19 protein-coding genes are annotated in these 20897 nt (G+C 68.1%); 3 read left to right on the top strand and 16 right to left on the bottom strand.

Annotation, left to right across the window (positions count from 1 at the left end):
* Window positions 1-201 (top strand): hypothetical protein (locus tag C3Y15_RS32030; protein WP_208328107.1); only part of this gene is annotated, 201 nt, incomplete at its 5' end.
* Between the two features lie 293 nt (window positions 202-494).
* Here C3Y15_RS32030 and otsA read toward each other — a convergent pair.
* From otsA to C3Y15_RS28370, 4 genes are all read right to left on the bottom strand, one after another.
* On the bottom strand, window positions 495-1901 hold the full coding sequence (gene otsA, locus C3Y15_RS28380; RefSeq protein WP_045577955.1) for an alpha,alpha-trehalose-phosphate synthase (UDP-forming): 1407 nt from the start codon (window positions 1899-1901) through the stop codon (window positions 495-497).
* Window positions 1902-2045: 144 nt separating this feature from the next.
* Window positions 2046-2348, bottom strand: a complete 303-nt coding sequence (locus C3Y15_RS28375; protein ID WP_124260086.1) for a hypothetical protein — start codon at window positions 2346-2348, stop codon at window positions 2046-2048.
* Between the two features lie 6 nt (window positions 2349-2354).
* A complete protein-coding gene (locus tag C3Y15_RS31900) occupies window positions 2355-2516 on the bottom strand; it encodes a hypothetical protein (RefSeq protein ID WP_155121973.1) in 162 nt (53 codons plus the stop codon).
* 227 nt (window positions 2517-2743) lie between these two features.
* Complete coding sequence (locus tag C3Y15_RS28370; protein WP_124260085.1) at window positions 2744-4765, bottom strand: TonB-dependent receptor; 2022 nt, start codon at window positions 4763-4765, stop codon at window positions 2744-2746.
* A 474-nt stretch (window positions 4766-5239) separates the two neighbouring features.
* Here C3Y15_RS28370 and adhP point away from each other — a divergent pair, with 474 nt between their 5' ends.
* Window positions 5240-6268, top strand: coding sequence for an alcohol dehydrogenase AdhP (adhP, locus tag C3Y15_RS28365; protein WP_014724850.1), 1029 nt, complete (start codon window positions 5240-5242; stop codon window positions 6266-6268).
* 67 nt (window positions 6269-6335) lie between these two features.
* On the opposite strand, the gene C3Y15_RS28360 is transcribed toward adhP, so the two are convergent.
* The 3 genes from C3Y15_RS28360 to C3Y15_RS28345 form a co-directional block, all read right to left on the bottom strand.
* A complete protein-coding gene (locus C3Y15_RS28360; protein WP_059464122.1) occupies window positions 6336-7820 on the bottom strand; it encodes a sialidase family protein in 1485 nt (494 codons plus the stop codon).
* Between the two features lie 431 nt (window positions 7821-8251).
* Window positions 8252-8683 carry a MarR family transcriptional regulator gene (locus C3Y15_RS28350; RefSeq protein WP_011882272.1) on the bottom strand — a complete coding sequence of 144 codons (432 nt, stop codon included), beginning with the start codon at window positions 8681-8683 and terminating at the stop codon, window positions 8252-8254.
* A complete protein-coding gene (locus tag C3Y15_RS28345) occupies window positions 8680-9597 on the bottom strand; it encodes an alpha/beta fold hydrolase (protein WP_059696243.1) in 918 nt (305 codons plus the stop codon). The genes C3Y15_RS28350 and C3Y15_RS28345 overlap by 4 nt, the downstream gene beginning before the upstream one ends.
* A gap of 299 nt (window positions 9598-9896) precedes the next feature.
* Here C3Y15_RS28345 and C3Y15_RS28340 point away from each other — a divergent pair, with 299 nt between their 5' ends.
* Entirely contained in the window at window positions 9897-10862 is a 966-nt protein-coding gene (locus tag C3Y15_RS28340; RefSeq protein ID WP_081335144.1) for an ABC transporter substrate-binding protein, read from the top strand.
* Between the two features lie 275 nt (window positions 10863-11137).
* Here the strand turns inward: C3Y15_RS28340 and C3Y15_RS28335 are convergent, their stop codons facing one another.
* From C3Y15_RS28335 to C3Y15_RS28295, 9 genes are all read right to left on the bottom strand, one after another.
* Window positions 11138-12070: an ABC transporter substrate-binding protein gene (locus C3Y15_RS28335; protein WP_069246483.1), complete on the bottom strand. Its 933-nt coding sequence runs from the start codon at window positions 12068-12070 to the stop codon at window positions 11138-11140.
* Between the two features lie 34 nt (window positions 12071-12104).
* On the bottom strand, window positions 12105-13889 hold the full coding sequence (locus C3Y15_RS32580; RefSeq protein ID WP_081335137.1) for an amino acid ABC transporter permease/ATP-binding protein: 1785 nt from the start codon (window positions 13887-13889) through the stop codon (window positions 12105-12107).
* A 67-nt stretch (window positions 13890-13956) separates the two neighbouring features.
* Complete coding sequence (locus C3Y15_RS28325) at window positions 13957-15315, bottom strand: LLM class flavin-dependent oxidoreductase (RefSeq protein WP_124260083.1); 1359 nt, start codon at window positions 15313-15315, stop codon at window positions 13957-13959.
* A 7-nt stretch (window positions 15316-15322) separates the two neighbouring features.
* Complete coding sequence (locus tag C3Y15_RS28320; protein ID WP_011882266.1) at window positions 15323-16372, bottom strand: LLM class flavin-dependent oxidoreductase; 1050 nt, start codon at window positions 16370-16372, stop codon at window positions 15323-15325.
* Between the two features lie 35 nt (window positions 16373-16407).
* Complete coding sequence (locus C3Y15_RS28315) at window positions 16408-17349, bottom strand: ABC transporter substrate-binding protein (protein ID WP_059696238.1); 942 nt, start codon at window positions 17347-17349, stop codon at window positions 16408-16410.
* Between the two features lie 67 nt (window positions 17350-17416).
* Complete coding sequence (locus C3Y15_RS28310) at window positions 17417-17977, bottom strand: GNAT family N-acetyltransferase (protein WP_124260082.1); 561 nt, start codon at window positions 17975-17977, stop codon at window positions 17417-17419.
* A 371-nt stretch (window positions 17978-18348) separates the two neighbouring features.
* Entirely contained in the window at window positions 18349-19032 is a 684-nt protein-coding gene (locus C3Y15_RS28305; RefSeq protein WP_124260081.1) for a hypothetical protein, read from the bottom strand.
* A gap of 74 nt (window positions 19033-19106) precedes the next feature.
* A complete protein-coding gene (locus tag C3Y15_RS28300) occupies window positions 19107-20141 on the bottom strand; it encodes a succinylglutamate desuccinylase/aspartoacylase family protein (protein ID WP_034195080.1) in 1035 nt (344 codons plus the stop codon).
* A gap of 207 nt (window positions 20142-20348) precedes the next feature.
* Window positions 20349-20624, bottom strand: coding sequence for a hypothetical protein (locus C3Y15_RS28295; protein WP_034195079.1), 276 nt, complete (start codon window positions 20622-20624; stop codon window positions 20349-20351).
* Window positions 20625-20897: the final 273 nt, after the last annotated feature.

Here is a 20897-nt window from a genome sequence, read left to right as displayed (position 1 = left end):
CGGGAATCGAGGGTGGTGGGGTGGCAGGGCGGTTCGTGCGAGCAACATCCGCTTGTGGTGCGCTGCGTCATTCATCCGATTGAGCGACGTGGCGAGATGCGGGCGCGGTGGCATTTTTGTCTGCGTGGCTGCTCGCGTTTTGCGAATGGCGCGCACGCGTGCGCGGCCGGATGCGCGATGCGACTGATCGATACGATCTGAAGAAACGCCTTCGACAGGACCGGACTACGCAGAATTGCGGATCACGGCGGAACGTTCGCGGCGTCGGTGCTGTCGCGCGCGAACGATGCGATGCGATGCGATGCGATGCGATGCGATGCGATGCGATGCGATGCGATGCGATGCGATGCGATGCGATGCGATGCGCAATCGCACCTCGCCCGCGATCGTCAGTCAGGACGCAGCGGCCGCATAGACTTCGATCGCTTCGGTCGGCGTATCAAGAAAGCGCATGCGCTACCCACGTCGCATAACGGCGTACCCGCGAACGCAAATCAGGACGCAGCCGCCGCCGCAACTTCGGCCGCTTCGGTCAGCGCATCGAGAAAGCGCGTGCGCCACCAGTGCACATCGGTCTTGCGCACGATCGCCATCAGCGCGTTGTGGCGCTGGCGGCGCTCGTCGAGCGGCATCGTGAGTGCGCGTTGAATCGCCTGCGCGGTGCCCTGCGTGTCGTACGGATTGACGAGCAGCGCGGGCTTCAGTTGCTCGGCTGCGCCGGCGAAGCGCGACAGCACGAGCACGCCGGGATCAGCCTCGTCCTGCGCGGCAAGAAACTCCTTCGCGACCAGGTTCATCCCGTCTCGCAGCGGCGTAACGAGCGCGACACGGCTTGCGCGATAGAGGCCGGGCAAGCGCTTGCGCGCAACGGTCCGATGAATGTAGCGCATTGGCATCCACTCGAGCTCGCCGTAGTCGCCGTTGATCGCACCGCACAGACTGTCCATCTCGCGCCGCAGGTCGTCGTAGGCGCCGAGATCCTCGCGGCTCGGCGCGGCGATCTGGATCAGCGTCGCGCGGTTGCGATTCTCCGGATACTGTTCGAGCAACTGACGGAACGCATGCACGCGTTGCGGCAGGCCCTTCGTGTAATCGAGACGATCGACGCCGACGAGCAATTGACGGCGCGAATATTCATCGCGCATCCGCTCGAACATGTCGATGCCGTCGCGATTCTCCGCCAGCGCCGCGAATTCGTCGACGTTGATGCCGATCGGAAACGCGCCGGCCGACAGCGTGCGGCCGAACGCACGCAGGCGACCGTCGGGCAGACGCGCGGCGCCGGCCTCGGCCTCGACGTAGTGCTCGAAGTGCAGCAGATCGGATTCGGTCTGAAAGCCGACGAGGTCGTACGCAAACAGCGCGCGCATCAGCCATTCGTGCTCCGGAATCGCGGCCATGATCGGCGGCGGCGGCATGGGAATATGCAGGAAGAAGCCGATCGGATTCGTGCAGCCCATCGCGCGCAGTTCGGCGGCGAGCGGAATCAGTTGATAGTCGTGAACCCAGATGGTGTCGTCCGGCCGCAGCAGCGTGCTGAGCTTGCGCGCGAACAGCTGGTTCACGCGTCGGTAGCCGTCGGCGAAGCGGCGGTCGAACTGCGCGAGATCGAGCCGGTAGTGGAACACCGGCCATAGCACGTTGTTCGAGTAGCCGAGATAGTACGCGTCGTAATCCTGCGGATCGAGATCGATCGTCGCGAGCTGGATCCCGCCGACGTTCTGGATCTGCACGTCGTCGCCCTGCGCGGGTCGCTCGCCCTCGCTGCGCAGCCTGCCGCTCCAGCCGAACCAGACGCCGCCCGATTCCTGCAGGCTGTCTTTCACGGCTACGGCAAGGCCGCCGGCGGCGGCTTTCCGGGGATCTGCAATGCGATTGGATACGACGACGAGTCGGCTCACCAGCTCTCCTGCGAATGGTTGGGGAAGGTTCGTGCGGCCAGGGCGCGAGGCGGACGCCGCCACCGACGCGAGGCGCGATGGGGCCGCGGTACGATCGGCAGGGAATCAGGGGCTGCGATTCGCCGTCCGAACGTGGAGTGCTTTTTAAGCATACTCGTCATTCGCCTGATTTAAAAGTGCGCGTCCGGGTTGAACGGAATGGCGCGCGGTCGCAATACGCGTCGTGTGCCGTATCGGATCTTCGGGAATAAAAATTGCGCATCGAGCCGATAAAAACGCGCAAGCGCTGTTCGTGCGTCGCTGAATCGCGACCGCGATTGAGCCGATGGCCGGTGCCAAGTTGTACTCGGTTGCGTAGCGGTCGATGCACGCCTGCGCGATCACGATCCCGCGCTCGTACGTGCAGGTTGCATCTGCATCTTCCGCGCGAACAAGTTGCGCGAGCAACTGTCTTCAGAAGTCGTCGATATCGGCGCTCGCTTCGGCTTGCTTGCTTGCCGGCCCGTGCGCGAGTTCGACGATGTCGCGCTCGACGGATTCGTAGTCGGCCGCGCTCCACACGATCTCGGCGACGCGTTCACGTGCGCGATCGGTCGTGTCAGCCGCGCTCGCCATCGTGTCCTTCAGCTGGCGAGTTGATCCTGCGGATGCTGGTGCGCCTGTCGGACTTCGGTCAGCGTGAGCCCGCTGTCGGTGGTGTGCGTCCGGACCTCGTGACCACGCACTCAGTGCGCGAGACGCGCGAACGCGCAGTTTCCCGCCGCCGACCGGCCCGCGACCTGCGTCGCGGACCGGTCGGCAGTCAGAACGTCAGAACGTCAGAACGTCAGAACGTCAGAACGTCAGAACGTCGTACGCAGGCCGGCCATCACGCTGCGGCCGCCTTGCGGCGCGAAGCCGCGCACGACGGACGTAGCGTAGCGGATTTCCTGGTTCGTCAGGTTATCGCCGCGCAGGAACGCGAGCCAGTGCGTCGCGCCGACGCGGAACTTGTAGCTCAGCAGCACGCCGAGCGACGTGTAGCCGTCCGTCGGGAAGTCGTTGTCGGGCACGCGATGCTGCGCCCACGCACGCGTGACCTGTGCGCGTGCGCCGAACGGGCCGTAGCCGTAGTCGGCGGCGAGCGTCGCGCGCAGCGGTGCGATGCGCGGCAGCGGCTGGCCTGTGTCGACGTTGCGCGCGTGCGTGTAGTCGGCGGTGAGTTCCAGGTCGATCGTGTGGCCGCGCTGCGCGAACGCGCGCCACTTGCCGTCGAGCTCGACGCCATAGAACTCCGCGCGCACGCCGCGGTAGATCGCCTCGTCGAGCGCATCGGCGGTGCCGGGCGCGACCGGGTCGCCGTGGTCGTCGACGATCCGGCCCGTGTTGTACTCGGCCAGGTAGTTGGAGAAGCGGTTGTAGAACACCGCGACGCTGCCACGGTTCGGGCCGCTCGCATAACGCAGCGACAGGTCGGTCGATACGGCCTTTTCCTTCGACGCGTTCGGGTTGCCGATCAGGAACTGCCCGGTCGCATCGTGCGGGCCGTTCGAGTAGAGCTCGTAGAAGGTCGGGGCGCGTTCCGTGTACGCGACGTTTGCCGCGACAGACCACACGGGCGTCAGCGACAGCAATGCGCCGGCCGACACGCTGCCGGCGTTGAAGTCGCGCGCTCGCGCGTCGGCGAACTTCGCGATCCCGGCCGGATCGGGATCGACCTGCACGTGCTCGAACCGTCCGCCGACGCTCAGCTTCAGCGCCGGGTCGACCTGCCATTCCTCGAGGCCGAACAGCGCGACGCTGTTGGTGCGCGTCGACGGCACGAGCATTTCGTCGCCGAGCGCGGAGAACGTGTTCTGGCCGAACTGCACGCCGAGTGCGCCTTCGAACGGGCCGATGCGCCGGTGCCGCGCTTCGATGCGCGCCTCGTAGCCGCGGTTGCGGAACACGGTCGCGGTTTCGCCGTCGTCGACCTCCTTGTGCCGATAGTCGGTGTATGCGAAGTCGAATTTCAGCTTCGTGAACGGGCCGTCGAGATTGCGCATCTCGGACGCGAACGCGACGCGCTCCTGGCGCATCCGCAGGCGGACGCCGTCCTCCGCGACCGAACCGTAGTTCGATTCGTAGCCGCTGTACGACAGGCCGGCGAAACCGTCGGCCCACGTGTACGCGCTGCCGACCGCGCCGCCGTGCACGCGGCCGTCGCTGTTCGGAACGCTTCCGTAGGGTTGCGGCGTGTCGGCGTCGTCCGTCGAGCGCAGTGCGCTGCTGCGCGCATAGCCGGGAATCCGCAGCTTGCCGGCCTCGCGATCGAACGCGTCGACGTGAAACGCGAAGTGGCCGTTGCCGGCTTCGACCTGGGCGGCGCCGGCGCGCACTGCGTTCGCGCCGCCGTAGCGCGCGTCGAGCGCGCCCGTCACGCCTTCGATCGCTTCGCGCGGAATGCGGTTGTCGATCGTATTGACCACGCCGCCGACCGCATTACCGCCGTACAGCAGCGCGGCCGGCCCGCGCACGATCTCGATGCGCTCGATCGACAGCGGGTCCTCCGGCACCGCATGGTCGTACGACAGCGACGACGCATCGTAGGCGGCGACGCCGTTCTGCAGCAGCCGGATCCGGTCGCCGTCCAAGCCGCGGATGATCGGCCGGCCGACCATCGGCCCGTAAGTCGTGGTCGACACGCCGGGCAGGCCGTCGAGCGTTTCCCCAAGCGAATCGGCCTGGCGGCGCGTGAGCGCGTCGCCGCTCAACTGCGTGGTGGCGGCGATCGGGTCGGTGTCGCCGAGCGGGTTCGCGGTCACGAACATCGGCGCCAGCGGCGCGGGCGGCGACGTGGCAGGCGGGTCGGCCGCATGGGCGGGCGTGACGGCGGCGAACAGCATCAGAGAGACGGGCTGAAGCCGGCGAAGCGGTAGACGGCGAAGGTCGCGCATGATCGGTGAAGACATTGGAAGTTGTGTAGAAATCGGATCGGAATGTCAGCCCGGCGAGCACACATCGAAACGATATATTGTTGCATCGTGCACGCGCACCGACCCGCTGCGGATCCGATCCGGCGGCGCCCGGCCGTGTCGATAACGCACCATGACGACGGACAAGCATCGAAGATGATACGTTATATCATTTCTGATTAAAACCGGGACGATGCCGCCCATGCGCCGACGTACCGCTTCATCGGCGACGCCGGCCAACGGCCCGAGGCGGTGCTGCGAGCGTGCGCACGGCCGCGCTGCACACGACGGCGCGCTGCGAACCGGCCGCAATCGCGTGCGTTTCCCGTAGCGTTGATACGTATCAAGTCGTTGCGGTCTCGAGCCCGGATACTGGCCCGGTCATCGACCAGACAGGAGCAGGGCATGACCCAAACCATGAAAGCGGCCGTCGTTCACGCATTCGGCGAACCGTTGCGTATCGAGGAAGTCCCGGTGCCGACGCCCGGCCCCGGCCAGATTCTCGTCAACATCAAGGCGACGGGCGTCTGCCATACCGACCTGCACGCCGCCGACGGCGACTGGCCCGTGAAGCCGACGCTGCCGTTCATTCCCGGCCACGAAGGGGTCGGCATCGTCGCGGCAGTCGGCGCGGGCGTCACGCATGTGCGCGAAGGCGATCGCGTCGGCGTGCCGTGGCTGTACACGGCGTGCGGCCATTGCGAGTACTGCCACACGGGCTGGGAAACGCTGTGCCACGGACAGGAGAACACGGGCTACTCGGTCAACGGCAGCTACGCGGAATACGTGCTGGCCGATCCGAACTACGTCGGCCATCTGCCGGCGCAGGTCGCCTTCGACGAGATCGCGCCGATCCTGTGCGCGGGCGTGACGGTCTACAAGGGCATTCGCGTCACCGATACGCGTCCGGGCCAGTGGCTCGCGATTTCCGGCATCGGCGGCCTCGGCCACGTGGCCGTGCAGTACGCGCGGGCGATGGGCCTGCACGTCGCGGCCATCGACGTGTCGCCGGCGAAGCTCGAGCTCGCGCGGCAACTGGGCGCGGAGCTGACGATCGACGCATCGGTCGACGATCCGGCGAAGGTCATCCAGAAGGAAATCGGCGGTGCGCACGGCGTGCTGGTCACGGCCGTATCGCGCAGCGCGTTCGCGCAGGCGCTCGGGATGGTCCGGCGCGGCGGCACGGTCGCGCTCAACGGCTTGCCGCCGGGCGATTTTCCGCTGCCGATCTTCTCGACCGTGCTGAACGGCATCACGGTGCGCGGCTCGATCGTCGGCACGCGCCGCGATCTGCAGGAGTCGCTCGATTTCGCTGCGGACGGCCTCGTGCGCGCGCATATCCATCGCGACCGGCTCGGCAACATCAACGACATCTTCACCCGTTTGCGCGAAGGGAAGATCGACGGGCGCATCGTGCTGACCGACATGCAGTGACGCGCCAGCGTCGGATGCGCAGCCGCGACGCGCGAAACGTCGCGGCTGCGCTGCGCTTACGTGCGCATCACGGCGCGAAGAACACGTCGGTGCGGTTCGTCAGGTTGCCCGCGTTGGTCTGCACGAACAGCGGGTGGAACGACGAAGACGGCAGCACGTCGAGCCCTTGGTAGTCGCCGATGAAAAAGCCTTCCGCGTTCGGCGCGAGCTTCATGTCGAACGGACCGCCGACGCGCCGCTCGTCGGCGAACGTCGCACCGCCGTCGTGCGAGATCTTGCGCCAGAATCCGGTCGGCAGCGTCGTCGTGTTGCCGGCCGCGAGGTCGCGGAAGTCGTAGTAGGTGACCATCACCGCCCCGGCGCTGTCGACCCGCACCGACGGATTGAACGCCGCACGCCCGGTCGGCGTGTTTACCTGCAGCGGCGCGCTCCAGCTCGCGCCGCCATCCTTCGACGTCGATAGCGCGATCTCGTCGTAGTTGCCGCCGTTGAATCGACCGTCCTGCCAGACGACGTAGAGCTGTCCGGACGCGGCATCGATCGCGGGCTCCGGAATGATGTCGCCGGTGCGCACCGGTTCGCCGGTGTTCGGGTCGGTCACGCCGGCCGTCTGCAGCGCGGCGATCACCTGCGGCTTGCTCCACGTCGCGCCGTCGTCGCTCGACTTGATGAACGCGACCTTGCCGGCCGCCTTGTTGAACGGCGGCTGGATCAGATCGAAGAAGTCGTACAGCGTGCCCGTCTTCGGATCGACGACGATCTGGTTGCCGATCGTCTGCTGGCGCGACGGCACGTCGACGATCACCTTCGCCGCGCTCCAGGTCTTGCCGCCATCGGTCGTCTTAGAGAAGAACGTCGGCCCGCGGTACGCCTGCGTGTGCAGGTTCGCATACGGGTTGCCGTTGGGCAGCTCGAGGCGGTCCCACACCGCATACGCGGTGCCGGCCTTCACCGGGTTCGCGGTGACCGATTCCTTGTCGTTGAAGAACTGCGTCGTCGGCTCGTCGTTCGCGATCAGCACGGCCGGGCGGCTCCACGTTTGCCCGCCATCGGCCGACACGGACGCCGCGACCGCGTTGCTGTTGTTCGACTGATTGAACGAGATCGACACGGAGTACGCGGTGCCGTCCGGCCCGAACGACACCCACGGATCGGACGCGCGCTCGTACTTCAATCCGCCCGGCGCGCAGGCGCTAAACGGTTGCGGCGTGCGCGCCCAGGTCGCGCCGCCGTCGAACGTGTAGCCGGCGACGAGCCCGTGCGCGCCGCCGTTCGACCAGCGGTCCTGTTGCCATACCGCGATCATGTTGGTCGGATTCGCGGGGTTCACCGACAGCCAGGGCTCGACCTCGGCGTTCACGTAGTTCGTGCCGGGGCCGCCGATGGTGCAGGCCGCGAACGGGCTGGGCCCCGACACGACGACCGGGTCGGCATGGGCCGCGGTCGCGACGGCGGCCATCGCCAGCGCGCCGGAGAGTCGGCTAAATCGGCTGAGTCGAGTCAGGCGGGTGAGGCGGGTGACGGGCGAGTGGAACACGATCTGGCGTCGCATGGACTGCTCCTCGTTGAGGTGCGGCAGCGATGGCATGGCGAGCCGACACGAACCGGCGCACGGCAACGGATGCCGTGCACGAGACGGATCGGGCGATCAGGAAGCCGCTTCGGTCATCGCAAGCCGCAGGTGCTGGATCCCGCCAGCACGTCGGTGAGACTCCGCTTCGTTTTCATTGCTTTTCGTTGCTTGGTCGGCGCCTACGACGAATGCATCGAAGTGGAATGGAATGTAGGCGATCCGTATGCGGCGCGGGGGGCAATTTTTTGTAACAGAGCGTAGCCGGAAAGCGTTGCCGAAACGGCTCGCGCAGGCGCGCAAAATTTTCCTTCGAAAAACTTCGGAAACCGAATCGAAGCGCGAATTGGAATCGCTTTCGATTACGTGCGGAACGCGGTGCACGCAGCCGATGCGGCGCGCCGCGCCGGCGGTCAGCGCTCGGCCGGAAAGCGCTGCTGCAAGGCGTTCAGCCAGCGCGCGACGACGTCGAGTTCGTCGTCGGAGAAGCCGTCGCACAGCTTGCCGTTCAGTTCGCGCAGCAACACACGCGCGCGCTTGAGCGCCGCATGACCTTCGTCGGTGAGGAACAGACGCGTTGCGCGCCCATCGTCCGAATCGGCGTGGCGCGTGAGCAGGCCGGCCTTCGCCATCCGGTCGGCGAGCCCCGTCATCGCGGACGGCGCGAGTTGCAGCGCCGCGCCGACTTCGCCGATCAGCGCGCCGTCCTGCTTCGCGAGGAAGAACAGCACGCCGGCCTGCGCGGCGCTCGCGCGCGCGTCGGTCTCGGCCTTGCGGTCGACCCAGCGCTGTACGCGCCGCTGGCCGATGTTCAACAGAAAAAACAGTCGTCGATGTTCGCTCAAGCTCGGTTCCCGGCTGCGATGGAAAGGGATGGGCGGTCGGCGTCGCGGCGCGCGTCGAGCGCCTGCGCGAGCCAGTCGGCGACGCCCGGCCACAGCACGGCGCCCGGCCGGCTGCGGAAGAAGCCCATGTGCCCGACCGGGCCGGTGCCCGCCGCGTGCGGATCGATCTGCCGGCGTTCGACGGCCGCTCCGGTCAGGTAGCTTACCAGCAGGTCGATGGCGCGCCGATTGGCCCACGGATCGTCGTCGAAGCCGACCGCGAGAATCGGCAGCCGCTGTTTCGAAAAGCGCTCGGCCGCGCCGAGCGTCGGATCGTCGAAGAAGTAGTGCGGCAGCGTGGTCCAGCGGCTCCATTCGCGGAACACGCCGGCCGGCAGATCCTCGCCGAGCCCGAGCCGCTTGCCCGGCACGTAGCCGAGCAGCGCCGACGCGAGCGGGCCGAGCACGTGCAGGATCAGACGCACCTTCAGGCGTTCGGCCGCACTTTCGATCAACCGCGTGCTGCCCGCGTGGGCGGCGACCAGCACGGCGGCACGCAGATGCGCGGTGCCGGCCGACAGGCCGACCGCGTGGCCGCCGACGCTGTGCCCGACCGCCAGCAGCGGCACTGCGCGGTGCGTGTCGCGCGCCCACGCGATGGCCGCGCCGACGTCGAGTTCGATCCAGTCGCGCATGCGGGCCTGCAGTTTGGTGAGCCGCGCGGGCCGCGATGAACCGATCCCGCGATAGTCGTAGGTCAGCGCCGCGAAGCCGCGCGTCGTCAGAAAGCGTGCGAAGCCGGCGTACAAGCGCTCGGGCACGGCGGTCGCCGGGTGGATCAGCACCAGCGCGCGCGGCGGCGCGTCCGGCGACCAGAGCGTGCCGCGCAGCGCATAGCCGTCGGCGGCGGAAAACGCGATGGGTTCCGATGTCATGTCCGTCCTCGTTCAGAAAGGTAATTTGCATGCGAAATATAGTTCTCGGTGTATTTCGCGTACGAAATATCTGTCGAGGATGTCCTCGAACGGCTTTCCCGTGGCGCGTTGCAACATCGGCATGCGCGCCGTCCTGCCATCGAAGATTTGCGCCTTTCGATAGCAGAATATTGCGTTTGTTCGATGCCGGCGATCGACGTATCGTCGACGGTTTCATGGCGTGCGCCGTGTGCTTCGTTCGATGCGCTATCCGGCGCTGCTGCGATGCGCACGCCAGTCAACTACCGGAGAAAATCACGTTGTCGAGCCGAATCGTCACCGCGCTGCTGCTCGCGCTCGCCGCGCAGCCGGGCATCGCGAAAGACACCGTCACGCTGCGCGTCGGTGAACAGAATTACTTCAACATCCAGGCGTCGATGGAAGCGTCCGGCGTGCTGAAGGACGTGCGTTACGCGATCGAGTGGAAGCACTTCCAGGCCGCCGCGCCGGTCGCCGAAAGCCTGAGCGGCAATGCGATCGACGTCGGCTTCCTCGGCGATTCCGCGCTGCTGACGCTGGCCGCACGCGGCGCGCCGGTGAAAGTGGTGGCGGTGTCGCGGCAGAGCCTCGACGGCGTCGCGATCCTCGTACCGAAGAATTCGCCCGTGCGCACGGTGGCCGACCTGCAGGGCAAAACCATTGCGGTGTGGCGCGGTGCGTGGAGCCAGCAACTGGTGCTGCGCGCACTCGAACACGCGGGCCTGCGGATGGATTCCGTCAAGTACGCATACCTGATGCCGATCGACGCGACCAATGCGCTCGCGAACGGCTCGGTTGACGCCGTGTCGTTATGGGAGCCGTTCGTCAGCACGCTCGCGCTGCGGCAGGGTGCGCGGCCGGTGACGACCGCGCAGGGGCTGATGCCCGCGCTCAGCTTCGTCGCCGCGAACGACGAGGCCGCAGCCGGCAAACGCGCGGAGATCACCGATTTCCTGAAGCGCGTGGTGGCGGCGCGCCAGTGGGTCGACAGTCATCCGCGCGAATACGCACAGTTGTGGGCGAAGCGCGCGCAGCTCGAGCCGGACGTCGCGTATCGCTGGCTCGGCAATGCGCACCAGCGCGTGGGCCCCGTCGACGACGCTGCCGCGAAGGACGCGCAGAATACCGCCGACTTCCTGCACAAGGCCGGCGTGATTCCGGTTGCCTACGACACGACGAAACTGCTCGACCGCTCGTATGCGGGCGCGTTTGCGGCCCCCGCGCAACAGACGGCCACCGCGCGGTGACGATGTCGCCGCGACCGGCGATCACCCGTGAACGGCGCCAGCGCAGCGCCGCGTGCGCATCGATCTCATCGTGAGGGTTCGCGCGCATTCGCCGCGCATCGCGATCTGCGTGGCAGTGCGCATGCGCATGAAGCCGCCGGCAGCGCGGCTCGACGATATGCCGATCAAGCGCACAAGCCGATCGATCGAATTTCGCGGAAGACGCGCAACCCGAACCGCGCCACGTTACCCGCGCTGCCGGTAGCATGCGACGGCAGCCCCACCGCCGCATCGAATCAAAACGACGGCAGCCCCGGCGGATTCGTTTCCGCGCGCGCGAGCGCCTCGCTCTGCAATCCCCAGCGTGCCAGCGCCTGGCCGTAGCGGCCGTTGTCGATCAGCGTGTTGGTCGCGAGCGTCAGCGCCGGCGCCAGCCCGCTGCCGCGGCGCGTCGCGATCGCGACGTCCGCCTTCACCGGCCATCCCGCGTTCACGACACCCACTCGACGGATCTTGCCGTCACGCGCGGCCTCGTACGCGAGCGACGCATTCGGATTCAGTTCGGTGTCGGCGCGACCGGACAGCAGCGCAACGCGCGCTGCCGCATCGTCGTCGAAATAGAGCGGCTCGGTCGCCTTCAGCCCTTGTGCGACATTGCGCCGGCTCCATTCGAGCAGGATGCGCTCCTGGCTCGTTCCCGCGCCGGTGATCACGCGCAGGCCCGCAATGTCCTTCGGTTCGGCGATCCTCGCGATCGGGCTCGCGCTGCGCACGTAGAACCCGTGCAGTCCGAGCCGGTAGGTCGTGAAGTCGAACTTCTCCTTGCGCTTCTCGGTCACGCCCACGTTCGAGATCACGGCGTCGTACTTGCCGGACGCGAGCCCGAGCGGCCAGTCGGCCCATGCGATCGGCACGAGCACCAGCGTGCGACCCAGTGCATCGGCGACGAGCTGCGCATAATCCGGATCGGCGCCGACCACCGTGCGTGCGTCGGTCGCATAGGTCGACACGGGCGGCGCGTGCGGCGCGATCGCGACGGTGAATGCGCCGTCGCGCACCCAGCGATAGTTGCCGGCCGCGCGGATCGCGGCGGCGTCGCGCGCGGCGCGGATGCGGCCGGCCTGGCGCGGGTCGAGGTCGGCCGTCGCGGCCTCGGCGAACGCGGCGTGCGAGCGCAGGCTCGCAACGGCGGCCAGCGCGGCGGTGATGAACAGGCGTCGGTCGATCATCGGTGCAGGCCTCGCAGCGGAAGAGCGGCGCGCATCACAGGACGCGCGCCAGGAACGCACGCGTGCGCGGATGCGCCGGCGCATCGAGGACGACTGCGGGCGGCCCCGACTCGACGATGCGTCCGCGCTCCATGAACAGCACGTTGTCGGCGACTTCGCGTGCGAAGCCGATCTCGTGCGTGACGATCACGAGCGTCGTGCCGGAGCGCGCGAGTTCCTTGATCACGTCGAGGACTTCGTTGACGAGTTCGGGATCGAGCGCCGACGTGGGCTCATCGAACAGCAGCACCTTCGGACGCAGCGCGAGCGCCCGCGCGATCGCGACGCGCTGCTGCTGACCGCCGGACAGCTGGCGCGGATACGCATCGGCCTTGTCGGCGAGGCCCACGCGTGCCAGCAACGCGCGCGCGGTGCGCTCGGCCGCATCGTGCGCGACGCCGCCGACGGCGACCGGCGCCTCGATCAGGTTCTCCAGCACGGTCAGATGCGGGAACAGATTGAAGTTCTGGAACACCATGCCGACCGCCGCGCGGCGCTTCAGCACGTCGCGCTCGTTGAGCTCGTACAGCACGTCGCCTTCACGTCGATAGCCGATCAGCTCGCCGTCGATGTCGATGAAGCCGTCGTCGACGCGTTCCAGATGATTGATCGTGCGCAGCAGCGTCGACTTGCCGGAGCCGGACGGCCCGACGATTACCGTCACGCTGCCGCGCGGCGCGACGAACGACACGTTGTCGAGCACGTGCTGCGGCCCGTACTGCTTCGACACGTTGTGCACGGCCACGTCGCCGCCGACGAGCGGCGGCGCAACGGCTGCAGCGTCGCCGACGGCAACCGCGCGCGCGGTCGCGTTGCGTGCCGCGGTACGCCGCCACAGCGCGCGGGCGAGCGCCAGCACGAAGGTCAACGCCGACGGCGGCGGATTGCGCAGCGCGCCGCGCGCATAGTGGCGTTCGGCCTGCACCTGGATCGCGGACAGCACGGTCAGGATGATCAGATACCAGACGGTCGCGACCATCAGCAGCGGGATCACGTCGAGGTTGCGGCGATAGATCACCTGCACCGTATAGAACAGCTCGGGCATCGCGAGCACGTACACCATCGACGTGCCCTTGGCGAGCGTGATCAGATCGTTGAACGCCGTCGGCAGAATCGCGCGCATCGCCTGCGGCAACACGATCCGCGTGGTCTGACGGCCGCGCGGCAGCCCGAGCGCGGCGGCCGCTTCGAGCTGGCCCTGATCGACCGCAAGGATGCCGCCGCGGATCACTTCGGCGGAAAACGCCGCGTGATTCAGCGTGAGGCCGAGGACGGCCGCGAAGAACGGGGAGATCAGGTCGGTGGTCGGTGTGTCGAACCAGACGATGTCGGTGAACGGCACGCCGAGCCGCACGTGCTCGTACAGATAGCCGAGGTTGTTGAGGATCAGCAGCAGCACGATCAGCGGAATCGAACGGAACAGCCACACGAACGTCCACGCGCTCGCGGCGAGCAGGCGCGAGCGTGACAGCCGCGCGAGCGCGACCAGTGCGCCGAGCGCGAAGCCGAACACCGCGCCGAGCGCGGTCAGCACGAGCGTGCGCGCGAGCCCCGACAGCACGGGCGGCGACAGGAACCACTCGGCGAACACCGGCCAGCCCCATTGCGGATTGCCGAGGATCGAATACAGTGCCAGCGCGATCAGCACGAGCGCGAGCACGGTGCCGGCCAGGCGCGACCGGTGCCGCGCCGGCACGATGCGAAGACGCGCGTGCGCGCCTTGTGCGTCCGGGGAAGGCAGCGGCGCCAGCGCGCCGCCGAGATGGGTCGTGTCGCTCATGTCGGTGAGAGTCCTCGATCGGGTCGTCGGTGGTAAGCGCCGCGCTCGACGCGGCGGCGCAGCGGCGTCATGCGTGCGCCTGGGCCGCGTCGTCGTGCGGCTGCACGGCGTCGCGCGGCGCGTAACGGCTCGCCTTGCGCGGCAGGCCGAGGTGATCGCGCAGCGTGCTGCCCGGCAGGTCGCGGCTGTAGCGGCCGCGCGCCTCGAGGATCGGAATCACGAGGTCGACGAAGTCGTCGACGCCCTGTGCCTGCACCGGAAAGCCGAGGATGAAACCGTCGCCTGCCCCGGCGTCGTGCCAGCGGATCAACTCGTCGGCGACGTGCTCGGCGGTGCCGATGAAGTTCGGCCGCGGCGTCGCGACGGCGAGCGCCGTCTCGCGCAGCGTAAGGTTTTTGCGCTTCGCGTCGGCCTTGATGCGGTCGGTGGTCGAGCGGAAGCTGTTGCGGCCGATCTCGCCGAGTTCGGGGAATGGCGCATCGAGCGCGTACTGCGTAAAGTCGTGGTGATCGAAGTAGCGGCCTAGATACGCGAGCGCCTCGTCGATCGTCAGCAGCGCACGGATCGCCTGGTATTTGTCTTCGGCTTCGGCCGCGGTGCGGCCGACGATCGGGCCCACGCCGGGGAACACCTTCACGTCGCCCGGCTGGCGCCCGTGCTCGACCGCGCTTTGCTTCACGCGGCGCGTGAATGCGGCGGTTTCGTCGAGCGACGGCGAATGCGTGAACACCGCGTCCGCATACTTGCCGGCGAGCCCGATGCCGGTGTCGGACGAGCCGGCCTGAAAAATCACCGGCTGCCCCTGCGGCGAGCGCTGGATGTTCAGCGGGCCGGCGACCTGAAAGAAGCGGCCGTGATGGTCGAGCGTGTGGAGCTTGTCGCGATCGAAGAAGCGGCCGCTCGTGCGATCGCGCACGAACGCGCCGTCGTCCCAGCTGTCCCACAGCCCCTGCACGACCTCGAGGTATTCGTCGGCGATCTCGTAGCGCAACGCATGCTCGGGATGCGCCTTGCCGAAATTCTTCGCCGTGCCTTCGAGCGGCGTCGTCACGACGTTCCAGCCCGCGCGGCCGCCGCTGATCGCATCGAGCGACGCGAGCTGGCGCGCGACCGTGAACGGCTCGCTGTACGACGTGGAGATCGTGCCCGCGAGCCCGATCTTCTTCGTCGCGACCGCGAGCGCCGACAGCACGGTCAGCGGCTCGAAGCGGTTCAGGAAATGCGGGATCGACTTCTCGTTGATGTAGAGGCCGTCGGCGACGAACGCGAACGCGATGCCGGCGGCCTCCGCCTTGCGCGCGATGCCGATCGCGAAGTCCAGGTTGATGCTCGCGTCCGGCGGGTTGCTCGGATGCCGCCACGCGTTCATGTGGCTGCCTGCGCCTTGCAGCATCAGGCCGAAGGGGATCGATCGTCGGGTCGTCATGGGCGTGTCACGCGTTGTGGTCGGGGGAAGGGGCGCGTTCGGCCGCGACGGCCGGTTGCGCGCGGCTGATCGACTGCGCACCGCCCAGCCATTCGGTCGACGCGAGCCGCGCGGCGTAATCGGTCACCGGCGAGTCGATCACGAACGCATCGACGTCGAGCCGGCGGCTGAGCGCGTCGAGCGCGCGATGGATGCGCTCGGGCGTATCGGCCAGCACGGTCGGGCGCAGTTCGTCGATCCGGTAATCGGACGCGCCGCTTTGCCGCGCGAATTCGGCGGCGGCTTGTGCGCTCGCGAGGTTGAAGCTCGAGCCGCCGGCGAATTGCAGCTTGAAGATCCTGAGCGCGCCGATCAGTCGTTCCGCTTCGTCGCGGGTCGCGGCGGCGACCGCGTACAGCGCGACGAGCGGTCGCGTGCCGCCCGCATCGCGGTATGCGGCGAGCGAGCGTTCGAGGTTCGCGTCGTCGCCGTTGAAGTGGCCGGCGTAGCAGAAGCGCCAGCCATGGCGGGCGGCGAGCGCGCCGCTGTCGGGCGAGCCGCCGAGCAGGATGCGTTCGGGCGCGTGCGGCGGCACCGGCAGCGCGACCGCGCCGGCGAGCGGATGATCTTCGGCGACACCCCAGCCGAGGAATGCGTCGAGCGTCGCGAGCCGTGTCGCGAAGTCGGGTTTGCGCGCGTGGTCGTGGCCCCATTGGAGCGCGCGCGTCGTCAGCGGCAGCCCGCCCGGCGCCTTGCCGATGCCGAGATCGACGCGGCCCGGCCCGAGCGCGGCGAGCAGCTTGAACGTCTCGGCGACCTTGAACGGGCTGTAGTGCTGCAGCATCACGCCGCCCGAACCAACGCGGATGCGCGACGTATGCGCCAGCAGATGCGCGACGACGATCTCGGGCGCGGAACTCGCGAGGCCCGGCGCGCCGTGATGCTCGGCGACCCAGAAGCGCTCGTAGCCGAGCTGTTCGGCGCGCTGCGCGAGCGTCGTCGTGAAACGCAGCGCGTCGGCCGCGCTCGCGCCGTCGGCGATCGGACTCTTGTCCAGCAAGGAAAGCGAATATGACATGGGCGTTCTCGCGGGGGCGTCAGGGAAGGGGCCGCTCAGCTCTTCGGCAGGCCGGGCGGATTCGTGCGCGACTGGTCGATCGCTTCGGCCCCGAGGCTCCAGCGCTCGAGGACCTGCCGGTAGCTGCCGCTGCGAATCAGCCCGTTGAGCGCGACGGTCAGCGGATCGGCGAGGCCGCTGCCGCGGCGCGTCGCGATCGCGATGTCGGCGGTGCGCGGCCAGCCGCCGCTGATCGCCCCGACCGCGCGTGTCTTGCCTTGCTGCGCGCTCTGGTAGGCGAGCACGGAGTTCACGCTGAACACGGCATCCGCACGGCCCGACTGCACGGCGACGATGCGCATCGCCTGGTCGTCGTAGTACTGGACCTGCACGGGCTTCAGGCCATGCGCGACGTTCTCGCGGTCCCATGCGAGCAGGATCTTTTCCTGGTTGGTGCCGGCGTCGGTCACGATGCGCAGCCCGGCGACGTCCTTCGGCTCGCGAATCGACTGGATCTTGCTGTCGTTGCGCACGTAGAAGCCGACCTGGTCCTTGCGGTAGGTCGAGAAATCGAACTTCTGCTTGCGCTCCTCGGTGACGGTCACGTTCGAGATCACCGCGTCGACTTTCCCGGATTCGAGCGCGAGCGGCCAGTCGGCCCATGCGAGCGGGACGATCTTCAGCTTGCGGCCGAGACTGTCGGACACGAGCTGGCCGATGTCCGCGTCGAAGCCGATCACCGTGCGCGCGTCGGTGGCGTAGGTACTGATCGGCGGCAGGCTCGGCGCGATGCCGATCGTCAGCGTGCCGGCCTCGGCGAACCTGAACGTCGGCGGCACCGCGCGTTGTACGGCCGCATCGGCCGTGCCGCGCGGGCGGCCGTGCTGCTCGGGGCTCAGGTCGAAGGTCGCGGCCGCCGCGGCGATCGCGGTCGCGCCGATCAGCGCGGCCGCCAGCGTGCGCAGTGCGCGCGGCGAGAAAGGAACGGCTCGTTGCATGAATGCATCCTGGAGTTGACGGTTTTTCTGGGATGGAGTCGGAAACGCTTGCGACGACGCGGCGCGTTCAGCGCGGCAAGGCCGGTTCGGGCAGCGGCGCCCACAGGTCGGCGAGCGTCGACGTGCGCGACGGATCGACGAGGTCCTTGCCGAAGCGCAGGTGGAAATACGCTTCGGGGTCGATCGACGCATCGAACAGCCGCGCATAGCCGGTGCGGTCGTACAGCGCCCACGCCTCGGGTTGGCGAAAGCCGGTGGTGAGGTAGACGCGCCGATAGCCCTGCCGCGCGGCGCGCTGTTCGAGCGCGTCGACGATCGCGCGTGCGAGCCCCTGGCGGCGCAGGTCCGCGCGCGTCCAGATGCGTTTGAGCTCGGCGGTCTGCGCGTCGTAGCGCTTGAATGCGCCGCCGCCGATCGTCTCGCCGTCGCGCAGCAGCAGCACGAACGCGCCATCGGGCGGCGCGAACAGCTCAGCCGGGTAGCGCGCGAGTTCGTCGCGCGCGGCCGCGCGGCTGTCGGGGCGGTACGCGTCGTAGCGCGTCGCGTATTCGTCGATCAGCGCGTCGATCAGCGGCTGAGCGCGGACGTCGAGCGGCGTGGTGTCGATGATGCGGTCGTTCGTGGCCATGGGCATCGCGAGGGGCGTGCGATGCGGACGTTCCGTTCGAAGGCCGGGCATGCGGCCCGTCCGGTCAGTGCCGTTATCGCGACGCGGTTGTCGTGATGGCGGCGGCCTCAGTGCTCAGTGCGTGCTGCGATGCATCGGGCGTGCCGCCGCCGTTCCGAACACGTTAGCGGCGCGGCGCGCAAAGGCGAACGAAGCAATTTCGATAAGGATTTCGCGGCGCAAGTCAGAAGGCTTGCAGCGGGCATGGAGTGTGCGCGTTGCGCGGCCGTGATCGCTCGGCCTGCATGTGATGCAGATACAGGCGGCCCACGCGTCGGTTGTCTCGCAGCTCATGCGCATCGAACCAAGGATGGCGATCAGGCGCGCAGCGCTCAGATATTGCAGAACACGACCGCGGGCTCGGCGCCTTCGATCGCCGAAAACAGCGTCTTCAGGTGTTTGGCCGCTGCGCTCGACGGACGCTCGACCAATCCCAGCAGGTGTTCGCCCCAGAGCGTCATCCCGAGATGGCCGGCCGCGAATTCGTAATTTACCGAGCGCCATTCGGACACCGGCGTGATCGAATCGCACGACGGGCAGCGTAGCCGCGCCGACTCCGGTTCTCGGCACCACGCGTCGAGCGCCTCACCGAGTTCGTCGCTGCCGTCTGCGCCGAGTTCGATCGCCGCTCGGCAGGACGGGCAATTGACGCTGAAACCGCCGTCGTAATTCATGAACAGGCCGTGATTGTCCGCTGAAGCCACCAGTTCCGGCCGGCCCGTTGCGCCGGTCTGCCAGCCGTGACCGGTCACGTCGATCTGAATCGCCGTGATGCGTGTGACGACGGGACTGTAGGCATCGACTTTCCGCTCGGGCGAACCCCAGCCTTCGAGATCGTCCAGCCCGCGGAAGTCGGCGCGCAACGGAAAGGCGGGCGCGCCCAGCGACAACCCGCTGCGGAGCTCGGGAACGATGACGCCGCCCTCGACGAGACGTGCGTAGAGCGCACGTGCCGCGTTCGGCGCCGACGCGCGCGATATCTTCGTGTCGATCAGCGCGGTGGTCGCGTCACCCATGAGCGTGTCCCGGAAGGTTTGGCATGGCGTTGCGGTCGGCGTTATGAAGCGGTTGTGCGGCGGCGAACGGCGAACTAGCCGATGACCGTCGGCGGCGTCGATGCTTCGGCGAGCTGAAACAGGCAGTCGCCGCGCTGCACCTGCGCGGGCACGCGCTTGCAGACCACTTCGCCGTCGCCTTTGAAGCGATGCAGCACCGGCTCGCGCAGCGGCGTATCGGGGAAGTGCACCCACGCGGCCGGCTGGCCGGCCGTCACGCGCTCGCCGAGCTCGACGAGCGGTTCGTACAGCCCGCGCTCGTATGCATAGACGAAGTGGCGATCGCCGTCCACGCGCAGGAAGCGCGTGACGGTCGGCGGCGCATCGGGCACGAGTGCGCCGTGCAGCAGCCCGACATAGCCGAGGTAGTGCAGCAGCCCGTGGCGGCCGAGCCGGATCAGCGCCGGATCGGCCATGCCCGCCCCGCCGAGTTCGGTGACGATCGAGATCGCGCGCTGCCGGCGCGCGGCCGACGCCGAATGCACGGGGTTCGGCGCATGCAGCAGCGCGTTCGGCAGCCCGAACGCGACGAGCAGCCCGTGGAGCTTCGCCGCCTCGTCGGCATCGAGCGGATCGATGGCGAGCATGTTGCCGCCCTGGTACAGCAGCGAGCTGCCGCCCGAGTGCAGATCGACGAGATACTGCGCGCGCGACAGCAGCGCATGCTCGATGTAGTCCGCGATGATCTGCGTCGGCGTGCCGGTCGGGTCGCCGGGGAAACTGCGATTCAGGTTGCCGCCGTCGAGCGGCGACACGCGCTGGCCTGCCTCGGCCGCCGGAAAGTTCGCCATCGGCAGCAGGATCAGTTGCCCGCTGATCATCTCCGGCTCGATCTCGCGGATCAGCTGCGACACGATGATCTGGCCTTCGTATTCATCGCCGTGGTTGCCGGCCATCACGAGCACGACCGGCCCTTCGCCGTTGCGGATCGACGCGATCGGAATCGGCAGCCAGCCATACGCGGAGCGATGCACGGAATGCGGCAAGCGCAGATAGCCCGCGTGCTTGCCTTGCGAATCGAGGTCGATTTCGCAATGGATCGGATTTCGGTGGGACGGGGAAGCGGTCATGGCGGCATCGTTCGATGAACGGAATCCGCCATCTTATCGGGAAACGCGTGGCAAGGCGGCGGCTCGATCGGCCGCCGCCCGGCAGTGCGCGTGCTGTACGCGCCGCGTGTTGCAGTGGTGAATCACCGATCGACGAGCAGCGGCCTGCCCACGCGCGTCGGACGAGGCCGCAGCCGCGCCGCGCGTGCCGTTCGACCGGCGGCCGCGTCAACGGCCGGCTGTTTCAGCTTCGATACGGCCTTCTTCCCACAGCGCCCAGAAACGGCTGCCCGCGCGATACGGATTCGCGCGGCGCGCCGCGTGATCGGCGACGCCCTGGCGAAATGCGCCGTACAGCGTCAGCGGCGGATTATCGACGCATGCGGCTTCGCGGGCGGCCGGCATGCGGCGCTCGGAAACGAGCCGCCGAATCAGCGAGGCGCCGTCGATCACGTCCGCTCGATCGACGGTTTCTGCGCGGCTGATGACTTCGACGGTATTCATGTGCGGGCTCCCTGACGTTCTGTTTTCCAGTCAAGGAGCAATAAGGGTGCCAAGCTCGAAAACCCGCGTGCGGCCGCGATCGTGCAGGCTTCTGCGGCGAACGTGCGGCGCGCGCGCCGGCGATGTTACGGAACACGTCACGTGACACGGGCGGCTGCCGCGAAACACGCGCACGCGCGCGGCGGCGCGCGATGCGTTGCAGAAATGAACCGCGGGATAGGCGCGAACGCGCGGACAGGCTACCGTTCAGTTCGCGGTGGCCGGGGCGATGGG

Origin of the sequence: Burkholderia sp. B10 (assembly GCF_004368385.1) — a bacterium.
GTDB lineage: Bacteria > Pseudomonadota > Gammaproteobacteria > Burkholderiales > Burkholderiaceae > Burkholderia > Burkholderia vietnamiensis.
The sequence above is the reverse complement of the archived record's forward strand: the minus strand, read 5'-3'. Positions and strand labels throughout refer to the sequence as shown.

Bases quoted from the DNA above. Each gene is read 5' to 3' on its own strand.
- C3Y15_RS28335 (WP_069246483.1), bottom strand. From the start codon at position 12,070: ATGATCGACCGACGCCTGTTCATCACCGCCGCGCTGGCCGCCGTTGCG.
- adhP (WP_014724850.1), top strand. From the start codon at position 5,240: ATGACCCAAACCATGAAAGCGGCCGTCGTTCACGCATTCGGCGAACCG.
- C3Y15_RS28295 (WP_034195079.1), bottom strand. From the start codon at position 20,624: ATGAATACCGTCGAAGTCATCAGCCGCGCAGAAACCGTCGATCGAGCG.
- C3Y15_RS28315 (WP_059696238.1), bottom strand. From the start codon at position 17,349: ATGCAACGAGCCGTTCCTTTCTCGCCGCGCGCACTGCGCACGCTGGCG.
- C3Y15_RS28360 (WP_059464122.1), bottom strand. From the start codon at position 7,820: ATGCGACGCCAGATCGTGTTCCACTCGCCCGTCACCCGCCTCACCCGC.
- C3Y15_RS28300 (WP_034195080.1), bottom strand. From the start codon at position 20,141: ATGACCGCTTCCCCGTCCCACCGAAATCCGATCCATTGCGAAATCGAC.
- C3Y15_RS32580 (WP_081335137.1), bottom strand. From the start codon at position 13,889: ATGAGCGACACGACCCATCTCGGCGGCGCGCTGGCGCCGCTGCCTTCC.
- C3Y15_RS28320 (WP_011882266.1), bottom strand. From the start codon at position 16,372: ATGTCATATTCGCTTTCCTTGCTGGACAAGAGTCCGATCGCCGACGGC.
- C3Y15_RS28310 (WP_124260082.1), bottom strand. From the start codon at position 17,977: ATGGCCACGAACGACCGCATCATCGACACCACGCCGCTCGACGTCCGC.
- C3Y15_RS28325 (WP_124260083.1), bottom strand. From the start codon at position 15,315: ATGACGACCCGACGATCGATCCCCTTCGGCCTGATGCTGCAAGGCGCA.
- C3Y15_RS28370 (WP_124260085.1), bottom strand. From the start codon at position 4,765: ATGCTGTTCGCCGCCGTCACGCCCGCCCATGCGGCCGACCCGCCTGCC.
- C3Y15_RS28305 (WP_124260081.1), bottom strand. From the start codon at position 19,032: ATGGGTGACGCGACCACCGCGCTGATCGACACGAAGATATCGCGCGCG.
- C3Y15_RS31900 (WP_155121973.1), bottom strand. From the start codon at position 2,516: ATGGCGAGCGCGGCTGACACGACCGATCGCGCACGTGAACGCGTCGCC.
- C3Y15_RS28345 (WP_059696243.1), bottom strand. From the start codon at position 9,597: ATGACATCGGAACCCATCGCGTTTTCCGCCGCCGACGGCTATGCGCTG.